A 19,341-nucleotide genomic window follows, 5' to 3' on the forward strand; every position below is an offset into this window, starting at 1 on the left:
CACGATACGCGGTTCAGCGGATCTCGTGCTGGGCGCGGATCACGCGCTCGGCCTCTGCCCCATCGCGCGCCGCGACCGCGTCGCGCAGCTCACAGTACGACGCGGTGCGATCCCGAGGGTCGATGCGCACCGGCCGCCAGGTGTCGAGATTGCGCTGGAACGCCGGCCCGGCCTCGCGCATGATCTTGAGGAAGACCGAGTTGCCGGTCGTCAGGCTGATCTGCTGATAGAACGCCTGGCTGGCGGTTGCGAGCGATCTGATGTCGCCGGCGGCGGATGCCTCGATCATGCCGTCGACGAGCGCCACGGCCTCGGCGAGTTCGGCGTCGGTGCACCGGGCGAGCGACATCCGCAGGCCGAACCCCATCGCATAGATGAGGTACTCGTAGGTATCGGCGAGCACCCGCTCATCCGGCACGGACACGCGGGTGTAGCGATTCGCGGACACCTCGACGAGACCGATGCGCGCAAGGCGCTGCAGGGCCTCTCGCACCGGGGTGCGCGAGACGCCGAGCGCGGCCGCCAGTTCGACGTCGCGCACGCGCTGGCCGGGGGTGAGCCGCCCGTCACGGATGGCCTGGCCGAGGATCGTGTAGATCTCATCGCCCAGCATCGCTGTGCGCGGTACGCGCGGGGAGAGGAGGTCGTCGGTGCTCATGGCCGAGGAGAGTCTACGGCGGAAGTCCGTGAGTCCACCTGGCGCCCACTCCCGACGCATTCCTGTCCCGCCGGCACTGATATATCGGTAGAGTAGCCCGGTCACGCCTCGCGTGACCTATCCGGGGGGATACGTCGACGCCCGGGCTTCGCAGTGCTCGCACTCGGCCCGGGCGTCGAACGGATATCGGCGTGCAACATTTGTGTCACCATCTTTCACGCGTCCGTTCCGGTGGACTGCGCGCTCCACTACCGTGGAAATCGTCGATGTACCGCGCGTCGCGAAGCTTCGCGCACCCCCAAAGAAGGCATGGAATGACTCAGGGCACTGTCAAGTGGTTCAACGCGGAGAAGGGCTTCGGCTTCATCTCCCCTGACGAGGGTGGAGCCGACGTCTTCGCCCACTACACGGCGATCCAGTCGAGCGGCTACCGCGCGCTCGAGGAGAACCAGCGCGTCGAGTTCGACACGGCTCAAGGCCCGAAGGGCCTGCAGGCCGAGAACATCCGCCCCCTCTAGGCAGCCGCACCCGGTGCCCTGTGCCCCGGGTCGCACGTCTCAGAACACGGCGCAGCCGCCTCACGGCGCAGCGGCTCAGCCGCCCGTCCGGACGATCTCCATCGACCGGGGCACGGGCGGCTTTCGCGCGCCCGCGGCCGGTCTCAGCGACCGCGAAGCAGATCCACCCCCGCCGCCGCGAACTGCCGCAGGGTGGCATCCGGCAGGAAGGCCCTCGTGAGTCCCGCCGCGATGCGGGAGAGGTCGCCCTCGTCGCGGTAGAGCAGGTAGATCGGCTCGTAGCGCGGGTTGAACTTCGTCTTGAACTGGTGGAGGCTCTTGAAGCCGTAGACCGGCTCGAGGGATGACGACAGCTGCTCGAGCAGGGAAGCGATCGCGCCGGCATCGGGCTCGGTCTGATGGGCCAGCGGGGCTCCCGAGAGCGACATGATCTGTGCGCCCTCGTCGCGGAACGTGCGCGCCGACGTGCCGATCAGGAACTCCATGACCGCCGGGAAGCCGCCATCGCGCCGGCGCATGAGGTCGAGCGTCCAGCCCCGCGGCGAACCGCCCGGGCCGAAGACCGGCAGCCAGCTCAGGAACCCGTCCACATCCCCCTGCGGCGAGATGGCGAGAGCGAGCCGCACATCGGGATCCTCCGCCTCTTCGAGGGTGCCGAGCGTGAAGCGCATCTCGGGGAGTCCTTTGTCGCCGACCCACGATTCCGAGATCGCGCGCAGCTGCTGGCGGATGCCCCACGGCTCGGCGGCCAGCGTTGTGACGCGGAAGATCATTCCCTCCCTCTCGGCGCGGCTGAACGCCTGTCGCACCTTCGACCACGCCTTGCCCTGGAAGGTGAGGCCCGGCAGGTCGACGATCGTGTCGTCGGCGACGACGAGGTCGCGCCATCCGTCCGGCACGGCATCGCGCGTCGCGGCGCTCGCGCTGAAGAAGCAGGGAATCAGCCCCTGAGCCTCGGTCGCGGCGATGAACTCGGCGACGGAGTCCCTGATGCCCTCAGCCGGTCCCAGCGGATCGGCGAGCACGATCGCCACGGTGGCGTGCGTCTGGAAGGGGACGATGCCGGTCGAGGTGCGGAGGTATTGCATGCCCTCCCACGTCGACATCCACGACAGGGTGCCGCCGCCCTCGGTCCTGATCAGTGAGCGCACCTCGTCCGCTGTCGGTGGTGCGCCCGGCGCCAGCGGACGACGACGCCGCGCCCCGAAGGCGCGCCGCGTAGCCAGCAGGTAGACGAAAAAGGCGACACTCAGCGACGTGCTTCCCAGAGTCACGTCGATATCTCCGAGCGCGTCCGCGACCCCTGCCGCGTCGGCGACGAGCAGCACGAGGAGAAGCGTGACCGCGAGCACGCTGAGCGCCATCCATAAGAGCGACGCGAGCCACGCCCAGCGTCGGCCGCGCCGAAGGCCGGTCGCGACGAGCAGGATGATGACGGTGTCGATGGCGACGTCGATCCAGGGCCCCGCGAGCGGCTCGGTGGGTCCGAACGGTCCGTCCGTCGGGATGAGCAGGGTGAGGATCTGGATCGCGCCGAGGGCGAGGATGCCGGCGAAGGCGAGCAGGCGCTGCTCACGGATCGTCGTGCGCTGGATGCGGAACGACCTGTCGACGGCCAGCACGAGCAGGATCGCGATGGCGTGCTCGAGGTCGGCGAGGTCACCGAGGAAGAGCAGGCTGATCGCGCCGTAGACGAAGACGAGCACCCAGCCGCGCTGCCGCCACGGGGCCGCGAGCAGCCCCACCGCGGCGGCGATGCACGCCATCGTGCCGCCGGACGGGCCGACATCCAGTGCCTGCGAGAGCTCGATCGCCCACGGCCACGGCAGGAGCCGCCCGACCATCAGGAAGGCGGCGGCCGCAAAGATCGCGAAGAGCTGTCCGATTCCGAAGTAGAGCAGCGCGACGCGGGAACCCCGGCGATGTTCGAGGTACGCCATTCCGGCGAAGCTGAGCAGCGTGGGGATGAAGACCCACGGCTGCACGACGAAGAACGTGCCGGTGACCGGTGTCCACCAGCGGCCGGCCTCGAGAGCCGGCAGGCCGTAGGCCACTGCGTCGAACGCCGGCTGCGCTTCGAAGGGGCGCCAAAGGCCTTGGCTGACCACCCCGACGACCAGAAGCACGGCCACGACGGAGAGCGTCGCGGGGATGCGCCGGACGACCGTGGCGATCGGGCGACTGCGGCCGGCAGAACTCTCGGTCTGGATCGCTGGCGGTGCCGTCATGGCATCAGGTTAGAGGCCGCGGCGTTCCGGCGTCAGGTCAGCGGGCGCTTCTCTTCGCGAAGTCCGCGAGCGCCTGGGCATCCTCGGCATGCCGGATCGCCAGGCGAGCGGAGTCGAGCGCCTGCACCGGATCCCCGCTCTGCCGTGCGGCGGCCAGGGCGTCCTCGGCGGAGGCGAGGCGAACCCGGGCGTCGGCGCTCGCGGTGGCGTGCGAGATGGATGACTCCGCCCGGGCGATCGCTCCGCGGGCGGCGGCGAGCGTTCCGGGCAGGGCCGTCCGGGCTCCGCGAAGCCGCTGCTGCGCCGTCCGCGCATCACCGAGGGCGAGGTCCAGGCGGTCGCGCATGCGAGCGAGGGCCGAGATTGCGGCGGTGGGACGCCTGGCGGCATCCTTCTCGATCTGCGCGAGGGCATCGTCCGCCGCTCGGATGGCGACACCGAGGCGGTCGGCGGCCGACGGCTCGAGCCCGTCGCGCACCGTGACGGCCTGGTGAACGGCGGCCCGCGCCGACGCGAGCTCTTCCGGCACAGCGGCCGCGGCCTGGGTGACGAGGCGGTGAGCCTCCTCGAGCGCATTCGCCTCGGACTGCGCGGTGCGCAACGCACGCTCCGCGGCGGCCAGTTCGGGGAGCGCCGATCGGGTGGGATCCTGGGAGCGCGCGGCGGCCGAGGCGAGCAGGCGCTGCGCTTCGTCCGCGCCGGCGACGGCCGCGCGTGCGGCATCCGCGGCCGGCCGCCACTCGGACTCCTCGAAGCGCGTGGAAAGCTGCTGCACGAGCGCGGCCGGGTCGCCCATCGTCTCGCGGAGCTCCTCGAGCCGAGCCGTGGCCGACGCCACCTGCGCGGGCGCGGAGACGTGGGCGCTCATCCACTGGTCATGTGCGCCGCGTGCCGCCGCGATCGCGGCGAGGGCCTTCTGCGATCGGGTGCGGATGCGCTCGGCCGTGCGCGTGACGACCGGCGGCGGCACGTCGGGCGCCGAGATGTCGCGGTACTCGTGGAACGCCTGGTCGCGCGCGTGCTGCGCGCTCATGCGGGCGCGGCGAAGGGTCGCGGCATCCTCACCGCCGTAGAGGGCGCCCGAGAGGCCCACCTCCAGGTCGAGCTGCGCCACGGCGTCATCGAGTGCGACGAGCGCAGACCCCGCGGTGGCGCGCTCGGCCTCCGCCGCCGCCCGGGCTCGCGGACCGCGGCGAGAGCGGCGCACCGTCCAGGCAACGAGCGCGACCACGGCGGCCGTCGCCCCGAACACGACGACGGACGGGACGAGGGCGACGAGGGCCTCGTTCATTCGGCATTCCCGACGAGCAGCAGCTGGGCCAGCTCGTCGACGTTCTCGACCGCCCGCTGCGCGGCATCCGCCTCATGGGGCCAGCTGAAGCCCCACCGCACGAAGATCGTCGGCAGCCCGTTCGCCGCCGCCCCCTCGATGTCGTGGTGGCGATCGCCGATCAGCACGCTGCGGCTGGTGTCGACATCCGCCGCCCGCAGCTGCCGGAGCGCCTCGGCGACGATGTCGCTCTTCGCGCTGAGCGTCTTCTCATCGAGCGTCGCGCCCACGATGGCCGTGAACGAGGGAGTCAGCTCGAAATGGTCGAGCAGCGCCCGCACCTGCACCTCGGGCTTGGAACTCGCCGTCGCCTGCGGAACACCCGCCGCGTGCAGGCGCGCGATGAGATCGCTCACGCCGGGGTAGAGCTTGGCTCCCGTCGTGTAGCCATCGCCGCGGCCGAGTACCCGGTAGAAGGCGACCGCCTCATTGGCCTCGTCGGGAGTCATGCCGCCCTGCGCCTGGAACGACTCGTACATCGGCGGGCCGATCCAGTGCGCGAGCTCGTCGCGGATCGGCGCCCGGCGGCCGAAGTGCTCGAGCGTGATGGTGAGCCGGCGCAGGATGCCGTCGGAGGCATCCACGATCGTGCCGTCGACGTCCCAGAGGACGGCGGACCAGGGTGAGCGCGGCGACATGCGTCTACCCTACGGGCGCGGCGCGTGCGCGAAACTTCGGTACGGTGCCCGCCCGCGCGGGGCGATGCCGCGCAAGCTCGGCGTGGGGATCAGAAGAGCCGGGGCACCCCGGAGTCGATCCCCTTCATCTCGTCGTAGTCCAGAGTGAGGCACCGGATACCGCGATCGGCGGCCAGCACGCGGGCCTGGGGTTTGATCTCCTGGGCCGCGAAGACCCCGCGGACAGGAGCGAGATGCGGGTCGCGGCCGAGCAGCTCGAGGTATCGCGTGAGCTGCTCGACGCCGTCGATGTCGCCGCGGCGCTTCACCTCCACGGCGATGGCGGCCCCTTCAGCATCCCGCACGAGCAGGTCGACGGGGCCGATCGCGGTCGGGTACTCGCGCCGCACGAGGGTGACGCCGTCGCCGAGCAGGTCGACCTGCTCGGCGAGCAGGCGCTGCAGATCGGCCTCCACCCCATCCTTCTGCAGGCCGGGGTCGATGCCGAGCTCGTGGTCGGAATCGTGCAGCACCTCGTGCAGCCGGACGGTGAGCGCGTCGCCGGTCTTCTGGTGAACGACCCTCCAGACCTCGACGACGCCGGCGCTGACGAGGTTCTCGTCGGGCTGCTCGACCGTCAGGCGGCAGGGCGGGCTCATCCAGTTCAGAGGCTTGTAGCTGCCGCCGTCGGAGTGCACGAGCAGGCTGCCGTCGCCCTTGTGCACCAGCAGCCGGGTCGCCAGCGGCAGGTGCGCGTTGAGGCGCCCGGCGTAGTCGACGGAGCAGCGGGCAATGACGAGGCGCACGGCGACGAGCCTACCCGCGCCGAGACGGCACGCGGACGAGTCGGTGGCTGTCCCGCGGATCGCCCCTCGGTCCCCACCCGGGTTTGGGGCGGATTTCCTCCCTCGGGGCGCGCGGCCGTGCTTCGGGAGGAGATCCCGCCTCGGGAGGAGGATCACCTAAGAATTCGCCCTCCCCAAGCCGGATCTCCTCCCGTAGGCCACGCCTCGCCGCGTGACCGTTGGGACTCGGCCGTTTCACTGGCGGGTTTGGGGCCCGTGGCTTCCCTCGGGGCGCGCGGGATGCGCCCCGGAACGTGGGTTTGCGCCCCGAACCCGAACGGAGGTCGGGGCCGCCGGGTCAGTGCGAGGACGAGTGCTCGCGGGGGTGGCCGGCGCCGACGTTCGAGCCGGGAAGGGGCTTGGCCGCGCCCGATGCGAGCCCGGATGCCACGATCAGCGCGACGAGGATGTACAGGGTGTTCAGCAGCCCGATCTGCTCGCTGATGAACCCGAGGATCGGCGGGCCGCAGAGGAACGAGATGTAGCCGATGGTCGCGGCGGCGCTCACGCGCGCGGCGGCCTTGAGCGGGTCGTCCGCGGCGGCCGACATGCCGAGCGGGAACCCGAGCGAGACTCCGGCTCCCCAGAGCGCCGCGCCGACGAAGACGAGCGGGACCGTCGGAGCGAGGATGAACAGCAGCAGGCCGACGGCGGCGGTCGCGGCGAGCACCCGGAGCGTCGCGACGCGGCCGAACCGGTCGACCAGCGGCCCGCCGAGCACGCGGACGACCGTCATGCTCACCGAGAAGACCGTGAGGCCGAGCGCACCGATGGCCTGATCCGAGCCGTGGCCCTCGACCATGCCGAGCGCGAGCCAGTCGTTCGCGCCGCCCTCCGCGAACGCCATGCCCAGCATGATCACGCCCAGCGCGTAGGTGCGGGGCTCCCGCCACGCGGCCAGAGACGTGTGCAGGCGGTCGCGCCAGTGCGGCTTGTCCGCTTCGGCATCGACATCCATCGCGATGTCCCGCGACGGCACGTTCGCGAAGGTGACGAATCCGATCACGACGATGGCGACCGACATCAGGGACGTGTGCAGGAGCACGTTGATGCCCCACGCCGCAGCGAGCGCTCCGAGCCCCGCACCGATCACGGTGCCGAAGCTGAAGAAGGCGTGGAACAGCGGCAGGATCGTCTTTCCGGTCTGCTTCTCGATCGCGGCGCCCTCGACGTTCATCATGACGTCGACCGCGCCGTTGCCGAGCCCGAACATCACCAGGCCGAGCACCACCACCACGAACGACTGGGCGACATCCGTGCCCACGCCGATGACGGCGACGCCGACCGCGAAGACCAGGATCGCGACGAGCATGCCCCGGCGGGCCCCGAACCGGGCCAGCACGAGCGGAGCGAGCGAGAGGCCGACGATGGATGCGATCCCCGCGCCCAGCAGCATGAGGCCGATCTGGATGTTGTCGACGCCGAGGGTGATCTTGATCGCCGGGACGCGTGATGCCCATGTCGCGATGCTCAGGCCGCTCGCGAGGAAGATGGCGAACACGGCGAGGCGCCAGCGGGTGAGCTGCGCGGGGGTGAGAACGACGTCCATGCGACAAGAGTACTGATTCGGCCGTCCGTTATCGAATCGATTCGATCAAATCCCTCGGACCGCGTACGATTCGTTGGAGGGAGGTGCCGATGGGCAGCAGAAGAGCCACGATCGCCGACGTGGCGCGCAGCGCCAACGTGTCTCCGTCGACCGCGTCCGTCGTCTTCAGCGGCAAGACCGCCGTCTCCGAGGCGACGCGAAAGCGGGTGCTGGATGCCGCGGCGGCCCTCGGCTACTCCGGACCCGACCCCAGAGCCGCGTCGCTGCGCACCGGACGCAGCGGCATCGTGGGCGTCGTCTTCGAAGAGCATCTGCGCGCCGCGTTCCTCGATCCGGTGAAGACGGCGCTGATGGACGGGCTGACCGACGCCGTTGCACCGCTCGGGGCCGGCCTGCTGCTTCTGCGGGACGATCAGGGGGTCGGCGCCGAAGGCGGCGGGGCGAGCCTAGGCAGCGCGCCGCTCGATGCCGTCGTGCTCGTGGGCTGCAGCGGGCGCCTCAGGGAGTCCCTCGACATCGTGCAGTCACGCGGCATCCCGGTCGTGGTCATCGAAGGCGACGCCGGCCCCGGCATCCCGCAGATCCACCTGGACAACCGCGAGGCGCAGCGTCAGGCGGCCAGCCACCTGCGGGCGCTTGGTCACGAGGACGTCGGCATCGTCGCCCTGCCGCTCGACGCGCAGCGCGAACGCGGACCGGTGACGGATGACCGGCTGGCGAACGCAACGGTCGCCGTCACGATCGAGCGCCTGGCGGGGGCGCGGGACGTCTATCCGGACGCCCCCGCGGTGTCGGCCGCGGCGAGCTCCATCGACGAGGGGCTGTCGGCGGCGCGTGCGCTGCTGGCGATGCGCCCGCGTCCCACCGCGATCATCGCGCAGAGCGACCTGCTGGCCGCCGGCGTCATCCGCGCCGCCGAGGAGGCGGGGCTGCGGGTTCCCGAGCATCTCAGCGTGACCGGGTTCGACGGAATACAGGTCGACGGGCTGGCTCCCTACGAACTCACCACCCTCGTGCAGCCCGCCGTGGAGAAGGGCCGGGCGGCCGGCGATGCGGTCTCCCGGATGCTGGCGGGCGCGGATGTCGAGACGATCCTGTTCGAGTGCAGCTTCCGTGAGGGCAACACCAGCGGCCCCGTGCCCTGAGCGCTCCCCGGTAGACTGGAATCACAGCCGCCCGCCTGAGCCGTCCCCGGCCGACGAGCCAGAGGAGAAGCCGATGCTGCTCCTGCTTGGTGCGTTCGCGCTGGCGCCGCTCGCCCTTCCGTGGCTCGTGAGCAGGCTCGGCGCCCGGGCGTTCTACCTCGCGGCCGTGCTGCCGATCGCCGCGTTCATCCATACCGCGGCCCAGACGACGGACATCCTCGCCGGAAACATTCCGTTCGAGTCATACGACTGGATCCCGCCGCTCGGCATCGAGCTGTCCATGCGCATGGACACGCTGAGCTGGCTGCTGGCGCTCATCGTCACCGGCGTCGGCGCGCTCGTGATGCTCTACTGCCGGTGGTACTTCCGGGACAAGTACGAGGGACTCGGCCAGTTCTCGGCCGTGCTGCTGGCGTTCGCGGGCGCCATGTACGGATTGGTCCTGACCGACGACCTGGTCGTGCTCGTGATGTTCTGGGAGGTCACGAGCGTCCTCTCCTACCTGCTGATCGGGTACTACCACCGCCGCGCGGGCAGTCGCCGCGCCGCGCTGCAGGCCCTGCTCGTGACGACGCTCGGCGGCCTGGTGATGCTGATCGGTGTCGTGCTGATGGTCGTCGCGGCCGGCACCTCGAGCATCTCGACGATCCTCGCCGACCCGCCGACCGGCACGATCGTCGACGCGGCCCTGGTGCTGCTCCTCGTCGGGGCGCTCAGCAAGTCGGCCATCTTCCCGTTCCACTTCTGGCTGCCGGGCGCGATGGCCGCTCCGACTCCGGTGAGCGCGTACCTGCATGCGGCCGCGATGGTGAAGGCGGGGATCTACCTGCTCGCGCGGCTCGCACCGGCGTTCGCGGATGCCGGTCCATGGCGGCCGATCGTGATCGGCCTGGGCGTCTTCACGATGCTGCTCGGGGGCATCCAGGCGCTGCGGGAGACCGACCTGAAGCGGGTGCTGGCCTTCGGCACGGTCAGCCAGCTCGGGTTCCTCACGGTGGTCCTCGGATTCGGGACGCGCGATGCCGCGCTGGCCGGTCTGGCTCTGCTCCTGAGCCACGCGCTGTTCAAGTCGGCGCTGTTCCTCGTGGTCGGCGTGATCGACCGTCAGCTCTCGACCCGGGACATCGACGAGCTCAGCGGTGTGGGCCGGCAGGCGCCCGTGATGGCGACCTTCTCCATCATCGCCGTGGCATCGATGGCCGGCATCCCGCCCACCGTCGGCTTCGTCGCGAAGGAGGGCGTCTTCACCGCGCTGATGTACGAGGCCTTCGGGGGTTCGGCCTGGGGCTGGGTCGCCTTCATCGGATCGGCGATCGGGTCCGCGCTGACGATGGCGTACGGCATCCGCTTCGTCTGGGGAGCCTTCGCGACGAAGAAGGATGCCGATAGACGGCCGCTCCCGGTCACCGCGTGGCCGGATCCGCCTCTCGGGTTCCTCGGCGCTCCGGTCGTGCTCGCGGGCCTCACGGTCGTCGCGGGAATCGCCGCGCCGTTCCTCGACACGGTCTTCACCCCGTACGCCGACACGGCGCCGGAGTCGACGCCGGAGGTCGCCCCACCCGCCGAGACCTATCACCTGGCCCTCTGGCACGGCATCGAGCCCGCGCTGCTGGTGTCGCTGATCACGCTCGTGCTCGGCGTGGGCATCTTCTGGCTCACGCGGGCGACGGGCTGGGACACCGGGCCCCGGATGCTGCGCTTCACCGCCGCGGACGCCTACAACCTCGCCCTGAAGGGCGTCGACCGCCTCTCCGTGCTGACGACGACCTTCACCCAGCGCGGTTCGCTGCCGGTGTACGTGGGCACGATCTTCGTCGTGCTGGTCGCGGCCGAGGCGACGGCGCTGGTCGCCGGCGGGAACTGGATCGCGAACCTGGAGCCGTGGCAGACGCCCATGCAGCTGGTGGTGGCGCCCCTCATGATCGCCGCGGGGATCTTCGCGGTGCGCGCCACCAAGCGCTACACGGGCGTCGTGCTGGTCTCGGTGACCGGCATCGGCATGGTCCTTCTGTTCGCGACGAGCGGCGCGCCGGATCTGGCGCTGACCCAGGTGCTCGTCGAGACCGTGACCCTCGTGGCGTTCGCTCTCGTGCTGCGCCGCCTTCCCGCTCGGATGGGCGAGCACAACGCGTCGGTATGGCCTATCGCCCGCGCGGTGCTCGGCATCGGCGTCGGCGTCACCATGGCGCTCGTGGCGATCGTCGCCACCGGAGCGAGGGTGGCCGAACCCATTTCGGACCGCTTCCCCCAACTCGCCTACGAGGTGGGGCACGGGCGGAACGTCGTGAACGTGGCGCTCGTCGACCTGCGCGGCTGGGACACCATGGGCGAGCTGTCGGTGCTGATCCTCGCCGCGACCGGCGTCGCCTCGCTCGTGTTCGTGACCCATCGCTCCGGAAGCCTGCCGGCGGCGACTCAGCCGCTGCCCAAGACCAAGAGCCGCACGACCCGTCGGCGCCCGCTGGTGGAGACCACCGACGGTGTGCGCCTTCAGACCTCCGACAACAGCGACAGCCCCCGCGCGTGGCTGCTCGGCGGGCAGCGGATGCGTCCGGAGAACCGCTCGATCCTGCTCGAGGTCATCGTCCGCGTGCTCTTCCACACGATCATCGTGGTGTCGATCTACCTGCTCTTCGCCGGTCACAACCTGCCGGGCGGCGGCTTCGCCGGCGGACTCGTCGCCGGCATGGCACTTGTGATGCGCTACATCGCGGGCGGCCGCTACGAGCTCGGCGTCGCGGCCCCGAGCGACGCGGGCACCCTGCTGGGCGTCGGTATGACGATCGCGGTGGCGTGCGCGATCGTTCCGCTCTTCTTCGGGTCGGCGCCGCTGACCAGCACCTACTTCGAGGCCGACGTGCCCGTGCTCGGTCATGTCGAGTTCGTCACGTCGACGCTGTTCGACATCGGCGTCTATCTGGTGGTCATCGGGCTCGTGCTCGACGTGCTGCGCAGCCTCGGTGCGGAGGTCGATCGCCAGGCTCAGGAACTGCGCTCGAAGGGGGTGAGCATCTGATGAAGACCGCGTCGGAGCCGGCATGACCGTCTCGCTCACACTCATCGTCATCATGGGGGTGCTCTTCGCATGCGGCGTGTACGCGATGCTCGAGCGCAGCCTCACCCGGGTGCTCATCGGCTTCCTGCTGCTGGGCAACGCGGCCAACCTGCTGCTCCTGATCGTGATGGGCCGTCCGGGGATCGCGCCGTTCTTCGGCTCGGGCGATCCGGACGAGATGAGCGACCCGCTGCCACAGGCACTCACCCTGACCGCGATCGTCATCACCTTCGCCGTCTCCGCCTTCCTGCTCGCCCTGATCTACCGCTCATGGCAGCTCGGCCAGCAGGACACCGTGGAGGACGACCTCGCCGACATCGCCATCCGCGATCGCGGAGCCGAGGCCGAGGATGTCATGGAAGACGACGCGGTCACCCCGGCCGACACGGCGACCACCGACTTCGTCGGGGTCGACACAGCGCCGATCGTGGTGCTGCACGCGCGCGACATCCCCTCCATCCGGGATGACGCCCCCACCGATCGGCCGTCGGCCGGCCGTCGCGGGAACAGGGGCTCGGGCTCCGGCGGTGCGGGCTCCGGCGGCTCAGAAGGAGGGGAACGATGAGCGCGCTCGTTCCCCTGCTCGTCACGCTGCCGCTCCTGGGCGCCGCCCTGACCCTGATCTTCGGTCGCCGCCGTCGCTCGCAGGTGACCGTCTCGATCGTCACGCTCACCGTCGTCTTCGTGATCGCGGCGATCCTCCTGGTCACCGTCGACTCCGGCGAGCCGATCGCCGTGTCGGTCGGCGGGTGGCCCATCCCCTTCGGCATCGTGCTCTACGTGGACCGGCTGGCGGCCCTGCTGGTGGCCGTCTCGAGCGTCGTGCTGCTGGCCGTCCTGCTCTTCTCCGTCGGCCAGGGCGCGGCGGACGGCGATGACGACACGCCGGTCTCGATCTTCCACCCGTCGTACCTCATCCTGTCGGCCGGCATCTTCACCGCGTTCATCGCCGGCGATCTGTTCAACCTCTACGTCGGCTTCGAGATCCTGCTCGTGGCCTCGTACGTGCTGATAACGCTCGGCAGCACCGAGTCCCGCATCCGCACCGGCGTCGTCTACATCGTGGTCTCGCTCGTCTCTTCGATCCTGTTCCTCGCGGCCATCGCCGCGATCTACGGGGCCCTCGGCACGGTCAACATGGCCCAGATCGCCGAGCGGATGAACGAACTGCCGCAGGAGGTTCAGCTCGTTCTGCACCTGCTGCTGCTCGTGGCATTCAGCATCAAGGCCGCCGTCTTCCCCCTCTCCTTCTGGCTTCCAGACTCCTACCCGACCGCTCCCGCGCCGGTGACGGCCGTGTTCGCCGGCCTGCTGACCAAGGTCGGCGTGTACGCGCTGATCCGCACCGAGACCCAGCTCTTCGCGGACTCGAGCGTCAACGTGCTGCTGCTGATCGTCGCCCTCGCCACGATGGTGATCGGCGTGCTCGGGGCGGTGGCGCAGGCGGAGCTGAAGCGCATCCTGTCGTTCACGCTCGTCAGCCACGTCGGCTACATGATCTTCGGACTGGCGATCGCGACGCCGGCGGCGATCGGGGCGACGATCTACTACATGGTGCACCACATCATCGTGCAGACGACGCTGTTCCTCGCGGTCGGCCTCATCGAGCGCCGGGCGGGCAGCACGTCGATCCTGCGGGTGAAGGGACTGATGCGGGCGGCACCGGTGATCGCGGTGCTCTATTTCATCCCGGCCATCAACCTCGGCGGCCTGCCGCCCTTCTCCGGCTTCATCGGCAAGTTCGCGCTCTTCGACGCGGCGGCCGAGGTCGGCACGCCGATCATGATGGTGCTCATCGTGGCCGGCATCCTGACGTCGCTGCTCACGCTCTACGCCCTCATGCGCGCGTGGAACCTCGCGTTCTGGCGAGAAGAGGACGACTCCGCCGAGACTGCGGCCCGCATCTCCTATCTCGGCGATGCGCCCGCCGCCCGCGTGCAGACCAGGCGCCGGGTGATTCCGCTGATCATGACGGCCGCCACCACGGGAATGGTCGCGGTCACCATCGCTCTCACGGTGTTCGCCGGTCCGCTGTACCAGGTGTGCACCCGCATCGGCGATGCGCTGCTCGAGCCGGTCTACATCTCGCAGCTCGACGCCGCCCACCAGAACGCCGCCGATCAGAACGCCGCCGATCAGAACGCGGGGGTGCGGCCGTGAGCCCCGACACCCGCCGCACCGCCCTCCGTCAGCTCTGGAGGCAGCTGCCCTTCTTCGTGTGGCTCATCGCGCTATGGATGCTGCTCTGGGGCCAGTTCACCGTGCTGGCGTTCGTCACCGGGCTTTTGGTCGCGGTGGTCGTGACACGCGTCTTCCGGCTGCCGCCGGTCGAGCTCTCGGGCCGCGTGAACGTCTGGTACGGGCTGCTCTTCGTGCTGCAGTTCGTCGGGGCGGTGGTGCGCGGCTCGCTGCTGGTCGCCTGGCAGGTGCTCGACTTCCGCGCCCAGCCGGGGACGGCCATCGTGGCGGTGCCCCTCCGCACCGACGACGACCTGATCATGGCGCACACGGCCGTCACGGCCTCGCTCATTCCGGGTTCGCTGGTCGTGGAGGCCGACCGCGATCGGCGCGTGCTCTTCCTGCACGTGATCGGCGTGAGGTCTCTCGAAGACGTCGAGGCCCAGCGCCGCAGCGTGCTGCTCTGGGAGGCGCGGATCGTGCGAGCCGTCGGCTCCACCGCGCAGCTGGCGACGGTGCGCGAGTCGCAGAAGACCGCGGTGGGGAGGAACGTATGAGCGCCCTGATGGTGGTCATCCTGGTCGTCTTCTCGGCTGCTGCCCTGCTCACCGTCATCCGCATCGTCATCGGGCCGTCGATCCTCGACCGCGCGATCGCCTCGGACGTGCTCCTGACCCTGGTGATGTGCGTGCTCGGCGCCGAGATGGTGATCAACCAGCACACCCGCACGCTGCCGGTGCTGCTGATCATCGCCGCCGTGGGTGTCTTCGGGTCGATCGCGGTCGCGCGCTTCGTCGCGAGAAGGGACAACGTGCCGTGATGGATGTCGACGCTCTCCTGGATGCCGCGGCCATGGTGCTGGTGCTGATCGGCGCTCTGCTGTGCCTGATCGCCGCGATCGGACTGCTGCGGCTTCGCGACGTGCCGACGCGGCTGCACGCCGCCACGAAGCCGCAGGTGCTGGGACTGATGCTCATCTGCACGGCCATCGCGCTCTCGCTGCGATCGTGGGAAGTCGTCGCCTTCCTCGTGCCCGTCGTGCTCATCCAGCTGGCGACGGCACCGCTGTCGGCGCACATGGTGGGCCGGCAGGCCTACCGCAACGGCACGATCGACGAGCGGGCGCTGGTCGCCGACGAGCTCCGCGAATCGCGCGAGACCCCACCGGCCGCCGGCGGCTGATCCTCACCCCGCCGGCGTCAGGGTGAGGGTGTTCGCCGCGCTCGAGTCGACGGCATCCGCCGTGTATGCCCACGCCGCCTGGCGGAAGTGCTGCCAGTCCTCGGTCTGGTCGGCGTAGTTGGGATGGAATGCGTGGCCGCTCGCGCCGGTGAGGTGGTTCCAGGTCGACGCGTCGAAGTCGGACAGGTCGACCACCATGCGCATCGAGGGCACCGTCACGACTTCGTAGCCCTCGCCGATGTTCCATCCCGTCGCATTCACCACGGACGAGCCGCCGCCGACCGGGAACGGCCCGCGGTTGAACAGGGCCTCGATGGCCGGGACTCCGGAGGTGCCGAAGGTCTCGCTCGCGAGGGTGAGTGTGTGGAGCGAGCCCCACTCCCACCGGTCGGGGTCCTCTCCCTGCAGCTCGACGAGCCGGTCGTATGCCTCGCCGGCCACGTAGGCGAGCATGTCGTCGCGGCCGTCCACGCCGAGCTCTTCGTTGGTCCACCATCCGGAGTCCGGGTTCTCGAGCATCGTGTCGACGACCGTGAACAGGCGGCCCTGGCCGCTCACCGGCGCGGGTGCCTCCCGCTCGGCGAACAGCGTGTCGAGCAGGGTGTCCCAATAGACGTTGGCGTAGGCGGCGGCCGGGGAATCCGCCTGGTTCTGGGCGTCCCAGGACCGCAGCAGCTCCACGGCGGCCTTCGGACCCGCACCGCGGATGTCGACATCCATGAGCGCCGTCGCCAGCCGCTTGCCGATCCAGAACTCGTTGTCCGCCTGAATCGCACGCATGTCCTCCGCCGTCAACGGCGCCGCCGCGATCTTCCGCTCGAGCAGGTCGACGATGCGGGCGGCCCGGTAGCCGTAGTCCCAGTCGCGGGAGAGGAAGTACGGGTAGCGCTCGTCGACGATCGCGTTGTTGGCCGTGACGATGTAGCCCGAATCCGGGTTGTACGAGGTCGGCAGCTCGTCGAACGGGATGTAGCCCTTCCAGTCGTACGCGCTGTCCCACCCGGGCTGCGGCATCCACCCATCGCCTGCGCCGCGGACCGGCAGCTTGCCCGGCGCCTGATAGCCGATGTTGCCGTCCACGTCGGCGTAGATCAGGTTCTGCGCCGGCACGTCGAAGCGCTGCGCCGCCGCTCGGAACTGCTCGAAATCCTGCGCCACGTTGAGCGCGAAGATGGCCTGCGCCGTCGTGCCGGGCTCGAGCGCGGTCCAGCGCAGGCTCAGGGCGTACTCGCCTTCGAGCGGGTCCTCGGCCGCCGCGACCGTGCCGCCGTCGCCCGACAGGTAGGGGTTGCCCGCGATGGCGGTGAATCCCTCGGTCAGACCGGAGACGATCGGGCCGTGCACCGTCGAGCGGATCTCGAGCTGCACGTCCTCGCCGCCGGCGACCTCGATGGTCTCGGTGCGTGTCTCGAGCGGCACGAGTGCGCCGTCGCGCCAGTACGAGTCGCCCTCGAGCTTCTCGATGTAGAGGTCGGTGACATCCGTCGTGAGATTGGTGAACCCCCACGCGATCCGGTCGTTGTGGCCGATGACGACGCCGGGCACCCCGGAGAATCCGAATCCAGCGACGTCGAACGGGCACTTCGGGGTGCGCACCGCGCAGCGCAGCTGGATCTGATGCCACACGCTGGGCAGCGACGCCCCGAGGTGGGGATCGTTCGCCAGGAGCGGCATGCCCGTCTCGGTCAGCTCTCCCGAGACGACCCACGAGTTGGACCCGATGCCTTCGCCGGCGCCGCCGAGCAGAACGCTCGCTGCCGACACGACGTCGGAGACCTCACGCCATTCGATACCGGCGGGAACGACCTCCGCCTCGCCCTCGGCTCCCGCCTCCACGCTCACCGGCTCGACGGCCACGACCGCCGGCACGATCACGGGATTCCGGTCGAACGGATAGCCGGGGTAGAGCTCCGTCAGCTGGCTGGGGGTGAAACTCTGGGCGAGCATCGCGCGCGTCGTCTCGTCCTCGACGTTGGTGCGCAGGTCCCAGGCCATCGCCTTCAGCCACGCGACGGAGTCCGCCGGCTCCCACGGCTCGGGCTCGTAGTCGGCGTTCTGCAGGCCGAGCACGGCGTACTCGAGCGAGAGTTCGGCGCCCTCGTGCTCCTCGAGGTAGGCGTTGACCCCGTCGGCGTATGCCTCGTAGTACCCGAGCACGGTGGGATCCATGGCCGCGACCTCCTGCTCGGCCGTCACCCGCCATCCGAGCGTGCGGAGGAAGCTGTCGGTGCCGAGCTGCGACTCGCCGAAGAGCTCGGAGACGCGGCCGCTGGTGACGTGCCGGCGGAAGTCCATCTCCCAGAACCGGTCCTGGGCGTGCACGTATCCCTGCGCCGCGAACAGATCGTGGGTGCTGTCGGCCGAGATCGTCGGGATCCCGAGGGCGTCGCGCTGCACCGCCACGGGGCTCTCGACTGCCGAGATCGTGATGCTCCCGGAGAGCGCCGGGAATGACCGCTGGATGGTCCAGACCACGAAGCTCGCGGCGATCACCGCGATCACGAGCACGCCCGCGACGGCCGCGAACAGCGTGCGTCCGAGGATCCTGCCGGCTCTGCCGCGGCGTGGTTCGGGGGGCAGATCGGAGTCCGCCACGATCGTCGGCGCGATGTCCTGCTTCGTCATCGAGAGCTCTTTCGGTGTGCGGCGCGTGAAACTCAGTCTCGTGCACGGTGAATCTCACGCCCACGATTCGGGTGCATGTGCGCCCACGCATCGTATCCCGGGTGAACCCAAATGGGATCGCTCTCTCCCCTACGGCGAAGGCGATCGCATCCTCCTCAGTTGCCGAGGGGACGCGATCTGCGTCTTCAGGCGGCGCGAAACCGCCGTTCGCGTCCTTTCGCGATGGTCGGACAGGTCAGAGGTGCAGCCGCGCGATCGTCATGGTCCAGCCTTCGCGGATGCCGAGATCGAGCCACCGCTGCGCGGCGGCCTCGGAGAGGTGGTCGGGCAGTGTCAGGGAGAAGGTCGCGTCGGTGCCGCCCCCGGCATCCACCAGCTCGACCGTGCCCACGGGACCGGCGCCCAGGTCCTCAGGGTCGAGCTCCGGCCATCCGTCCACCGCGCCCCACGCGAAGACGATGCGGCGGTCGCGCTCGAGTTCGAGGTAGATGCCTCCGGTCGTGTACGCGGTCTGGTCATCGATCACCATCGGCACCCGCCAGGCGCCGCCCACGCGGAGGTCGACCTCGATGGGCTGCTCGGGGCGCGGCTGCTCCGGATTCAGGAACCAGCCGAGGTGATCGGGGTCGGTCCACGCACGGAAGACCGCGCTCGGCGGAGCGTCGAAATGCCTGCGGATGCTGATCTCGCGCTGGATCTGCGTCTCGGTCACGATCGTGTCTCCTTCTGATTCATCGGATCTGCAAGTGGTCGGTCGGATGCCGTGAGCCCGGCGAGCTGACGCCCCAGACGGTCGAAGCGCTCCTCGAAGAACGAGCGGTAGCGGCCGATCCAGTCCTCGGCATCCCGCAGTCTGGCGGGTTCGATGCGGCACGAGCGCTGCTGCGCGTGTCGGTGCTTGATCACGAGCCCCGCCTGCTCGAGCACGGTGATGTGCCGCGAGACCGCGGGCAGGCTGAGGTCGAACGGCTCGGCCAGTTCGCCGATCGTCGCCTCACCCCGCGACAGCCGCTCGAGGATCGCGCGCCTTGTCGGGTCCGCGAGGGCCGCGAACGTCGCGCTGAGGTCGTCTGTCATGTCCTCAACCTACGCATACTTGAGTCATTACGCAAGTACTCAAGTAGCGGCATTTCGTGCACAACGGCGGGGATTGGCGGCGACGCGCCGGAAACAGGCGGGGGCAGACGGCGTGTCGCGGAGGAAACCCGCCGTTGTGCTCGCGACACGATTCCGCATGTACCGAAGGGCGCGGCCCCGTGCCCCCTCTGTACCGGAGGGTGCCCGCGCGGACACAGGTACCGGAGGAAGGCGTGCGGCGCGTCCGTGGCGCGTCCGGGGGGGTGCCCCTATGTCCTGTGTCAAGCTGCAAGGGCGGGTTCGGTGTTCCTCGGTTGGTAGAGGGTTCCGTCTC

Annotated in this window: 17 protein-coding genes; 8 read left to right on the forward strand and 9 right to left on the reverse strand. The window is 70.0% G+C overall.

All coding sequences use genetic code 11. The features are described from left to right. Positions 1-13 precede the first annotated feature (13 nt). On the reverse strand, positions 14-658 hold the full coding sequence (locus ACPW96_RS14030) for a GntR family transcriptional regulator (protein WP_425822173.1): 645 nt from the start codon (positions 656-658) through the stop codon (positions 14-16). Between the two features lie 314 nt (positions 659-972). On the opposite strand from ACPW96_RS14030, the gene ACPW96_RS14035 reads away from it, so the two are divergent. Next, positions 973-1,176, forward strand: coding sequence for a cold-shock protein (locus ACPW96_RS14035; RefSeq protein WP_425822171.1), 204 nt, complete (start codon positions 973-975; stop codon positions 1,174-1,176). A gap of 143 nt (positions 1,177-1,319) precedes the next feature. Here the strand turns inward: ACPW96_RS14035 and ACPW96_RS14040 are convergent, their stop codons facing one another. The 5 genes from ACPW96_RS14040 to ACPW96_RS14060 form a co-directional block, all read right to left on the reverse strand. Beyond that, the gene (locus tag ACPW96_RS14040; RefSeq protein WP_425822169.1) at positions 1,320-3,404 is read right to left on the reverse strand and encodes a bifunctional lysylphosphatidylglycerol flippase/synthetase MprF; all 2,085 of its coding nucleotides are present in this window, start codon (positions 3,402-3,404) and stop codon (positions 1,320-1,322) included. A gap of 37 nt (positions 3,405-3,441) precedes the next feature. Then, positions 3,442-4,695: a hypothetical protein gene (locus ACPW96_RS14045; protein WP_425883813.1), complete on the reverse strand. Its 1,254-nt coding sequence runs from the start codon at positions 4,693-4,695 to the stop codon at positions 3,442-3,444. Then, positions 4,692-5,372 (reverse strand): HAD hydrolase-like protein, encoded by a 681-nt coding sequence (locus ACPW96_RS14050; RefSeq protein WP_425822165.1) that lies wholly within the window; start codon positions 5,370-5,372, stop codon positions 4,692-4,694. The genes ACPW96_RS14045 and ACPW96_RS14050 overlap by 4 nt, the downstream gene beginning before the upstream one ends. Positions 5,373-5,461: 89 nt before the next feature. Beyond that, the gene (gene nucS / locus ACPW96_RS14055; RefSeq protein WP_425883815.1) at positions 5,462-6,157 is read right to left on the reverse strand and encodes an endonuclease NucS; all 696 of its coding nucleotides are present in this window, start codon (positions 6,155-6,157) and stop codon (positions 5,462-5,464) included. 337 nt (positions 6,158-6,494) lie between these two features. Continuing rightward, positions 6,495-7,745, reverse strand: coding sequence for an MFS transporter (locus tag ACPW96_RS14060; protein WP_425822161.1), 1,251 nt, complete (start codon positions 7,743-7,745; stop codon positions 6,495-6,497). 89 nt (positions 7,746-7,834) lie between these two features. Here ACPW96_RS14060 and ACPW96_RS14065 point away from each other — a divergent pair, with 89 nt between their 5' ends. From ACPW96_RS14065 to mnhG, 7 genes are all read left to right on the forward strand, one after another. After that, the gene (locus ACPW96_RS14065) at positions 7,835-8,890 is read left to right on the forward strand and encodes a LacI family DNA-binding transcriptional regulator (protein WP_425883817.1); all 1,056 of its coding nucleotides are present in this window, start codon (positions 7,835-7,837) and stop codon (positions 8,888-8,890) included. Positions 8,891-8,963: 73 nt separating this feature from the next. After that, complete coding sequence (locus ACPW96_RS14070) at positions 8,964-11,906, forward strand: Na+/H+ antiporter subunit A (protein WP_425883819.1); 2,943 nt, start codon at positions 8,964-8,966, stop codon at positions 11,904-11,906. A 22-nt stretch (positions 11,907-11,928) separates the two neighbouring features. After that, positions 11,929-12,510 (forward strand): Na(+)/H(+) antiporter subunit C, encoded by a 582-nt coding sequence (locus ACPW96_RS14075; RefSeq protein ID WP_425822155.1) that lies wholly within the window; start codon positions 11,929-11,931, stop codon positions 12,508-12,510. After that, positions 12,507-14,105 (forward strand): Na+/H+ antiporter subunit D, encoded by a 1,599-nt coding sequence (locus ACPW96_RS14080; RefSeq protein WP_425883821.1) that lies wholly within the window; start codon positions 12,507-12,509, stop codon positions 14,103-14,105. The genes ACPW96_RS14075 and ACPW96_RS14080 overlap by 4 nt, the downstream gene beginning before the upstream one ends. Then, the gene (locus tag ACPW96_RS14085) at positions 14,102-14,680 is read left to right on the forward strand and encodes a Na+/H+ antiporter subunit E (protein WP_425822151.1); all 579 of its coding nucleotides are present in this window, start codon (positions 14,102-14,104) and stop codon (positions 14,678-14,680) included. Before ACPW96_RS14080 ends, ACPW96_RS14085 begins: the two co-directional genes overlap by 4 nt. Then, positions 14,677-14,943 (forward strand): monovalent cation/H+ antiporter complex subunit F, encoded by a 267-nt coding sequence (locus ACPW96_RS14090; protein WP_425822149.1) that lies wholly within the window; start codon positions 14,677-14,679, stop codon positions 14,941-14,943. Before ACPW96_RS14085 ends, ACPW96_RS14090 begins: the two co-directional genes overlap by 4 nt. Further along, positions 14,943-15,305, forward strand: coding sequence for a monovalent cation/H(+) antiporter subunit G (mnhG, locus tag ACPW96_RS14095; protein ID WP_425883823.1), 363 nt, complete (start codon positions 14,943-14,945; stop codon positions 15,303-15,305). Before ACPW96_RS14090 ends, mnhG begins: the two co-directional genes overlap by 1 nt. A gap of 3 nt (positions 15,306-15,308) precedes the next feature. Here the strand turns inward: mnhG and ACPW96_RS14100 are convergent, their stop codons facing one another. The 3 genes from ACPW96_RS14100 to ACPW96_RS14110 form a co-directional block, all read right to left on the reverse strand. Then, positions 15,309-17,930: a penicillin acylase family protein gene (locus ACPW96_RS14100; RefSeq protein ID WP_425883825.1), complete on the reverse strand. Its 2,622-nt coding sequence runs from the start codon at positions 17,928-17,930 to the stop codon at positions 15,309-15,311. Between the two features lie 235 nt (positions 17,931-18,165). Further along, positions 18,166-18,642 (reverse strand): SRPBCC family protein, encoded by a 477-nt coding sequence (locus ACPW96_RS14105; RefSeq protein ID WP_425883827.1) that lies wholly within the window; start codon positions 18,640-18,642, stop codon positions 18,166-18,168. Beyond that, positions 18,639-19,007 carry an ArsR/SmtB family transcription factor gene (locus tag ACPW96_RS14110; RefSeq protein WP_425822141.1) on the reverse strand — a complete coding sequence of 123 codons (369 nt, stop codon included), beginning with the start codon at positions 19,005-19,007 and terminating at the stop codon, positions 18,639-18,641. Before ACPW96_RS14110 ends, ACPW96_RS14105 begins: the two co-directional genes overlap by 4 nt. Positions 19,008-19,341: the final 334 nt, after the last annotated feature.

It is taken from the genome of Micromonospora sp. DT81.3 (assembly GCF_049847225.1).
Classification (GTDB): Bacteria; Actinomycetota; Actinomycetes; order Actinomycetales; family Microbacteriaceae; genus Microbacterium.

Bases quoted from the DNA above. Each gene is read 5' to 3' on its own strand.
- ACPW96_RS14060 (WP_425822161.1), bottom strand. From the start codon at position 7,745: ATGGACGTCGTTCTCACCCCCGCGCAGCTCACCCGCTGGCGCCTCGCC.
- ACPW96_RS14030 (WP_425822173.1), bottom strand. From the start codon at position 658: ATGAGCACCGACGACCTCCTCTCCCCGCGCGTACCGCGCACAGCGATG.
- ACPW96_RS14045 (WP_425883813.1), bottom strand. From the start codon at position 4,695: ATGAACGAGGCCCTCGTCGCCCTCGTCCCGTCCGTCGTCGTGTTCGGG.
- ACPW96_RS14070 (WP_425883819.1), top strand. From the start codon at position 8,964: ATGCTGCTCCTGCTTGGTGCGTTCGCGCTGGCGCCGCTCGCCCTTCCG.
- ACPW96_RS14110 (WP_425822141.1), bottom strand. From the start codon at position 19,007: ATGACAGACGACCTCAGCGCGACGTTCGCGGCCCTCGCGGACCCGACA.
- ACPW96_RS14080 (WP_425883821.1), top strand. From the start codon at position 12,507: ATGAGCGCGCTCGTTCCCCTGCTCGTCACGCTGCCGCTCCTGGGCGCC.
- ACPW96_RS14075 (WP_425822155.1), top strand. From the start codon at position 11,929: ATGACCGTCTCGCTCACACTCATCGTCATCATGGGGGTGCTCTTCGCA.
- mnhG (WP_425883823.1), top strand. From the start codon at position 14,943: ATGGATGTCGACGCTCTCCTGGATGCCGCGGCCATGGTGCTGGTGCTG.
- ACPW96_RS14090 (WP_425822149.1), top strand. From the start codon at position 14,677: ATGAGCGCCCTGATGGTGGTCATCCTGGTCGTCTTCTCGGCTGCTGCC.
- ACPW96_RS14065 (WP_425883817.1), top strand. From the start codon at position 7,835: ATGGGCAGCAGAAGAGCCACGATCGCCGACGTGGCGCGCAGCGCCAAC.
- ACPW96_RS14040 (WP_425822169.1), bottom strand. From the start codon at position 3,404: ATGACGGCACCGCCAGCGATCCAGACCGAGAGTTCTGCCGGCCGCAGT.
- ACPW96_RS14035 (WP_425822171.1), top strand. From the start codon at position 973: ATGACTCAGGGCACTGTCAAGTGGTTCAACGCGGAGAAGGGCTTCGGC.
- ACPW96_RS14100 (WP_425883825.1), bottom strand. From the start codon at position 17,930: ATGACGAAGCAGGACATCGCGCCGACGATCGTGGCGGACTCCGATCTG.
- ACPW96_RS14050 (WP_425822165.1), bottom strand. From the start codon at position 5,372: ATGTCGCCGCGCTCACCCTGGTCCGCCGTCCTCTGGGACGTCGACGGC.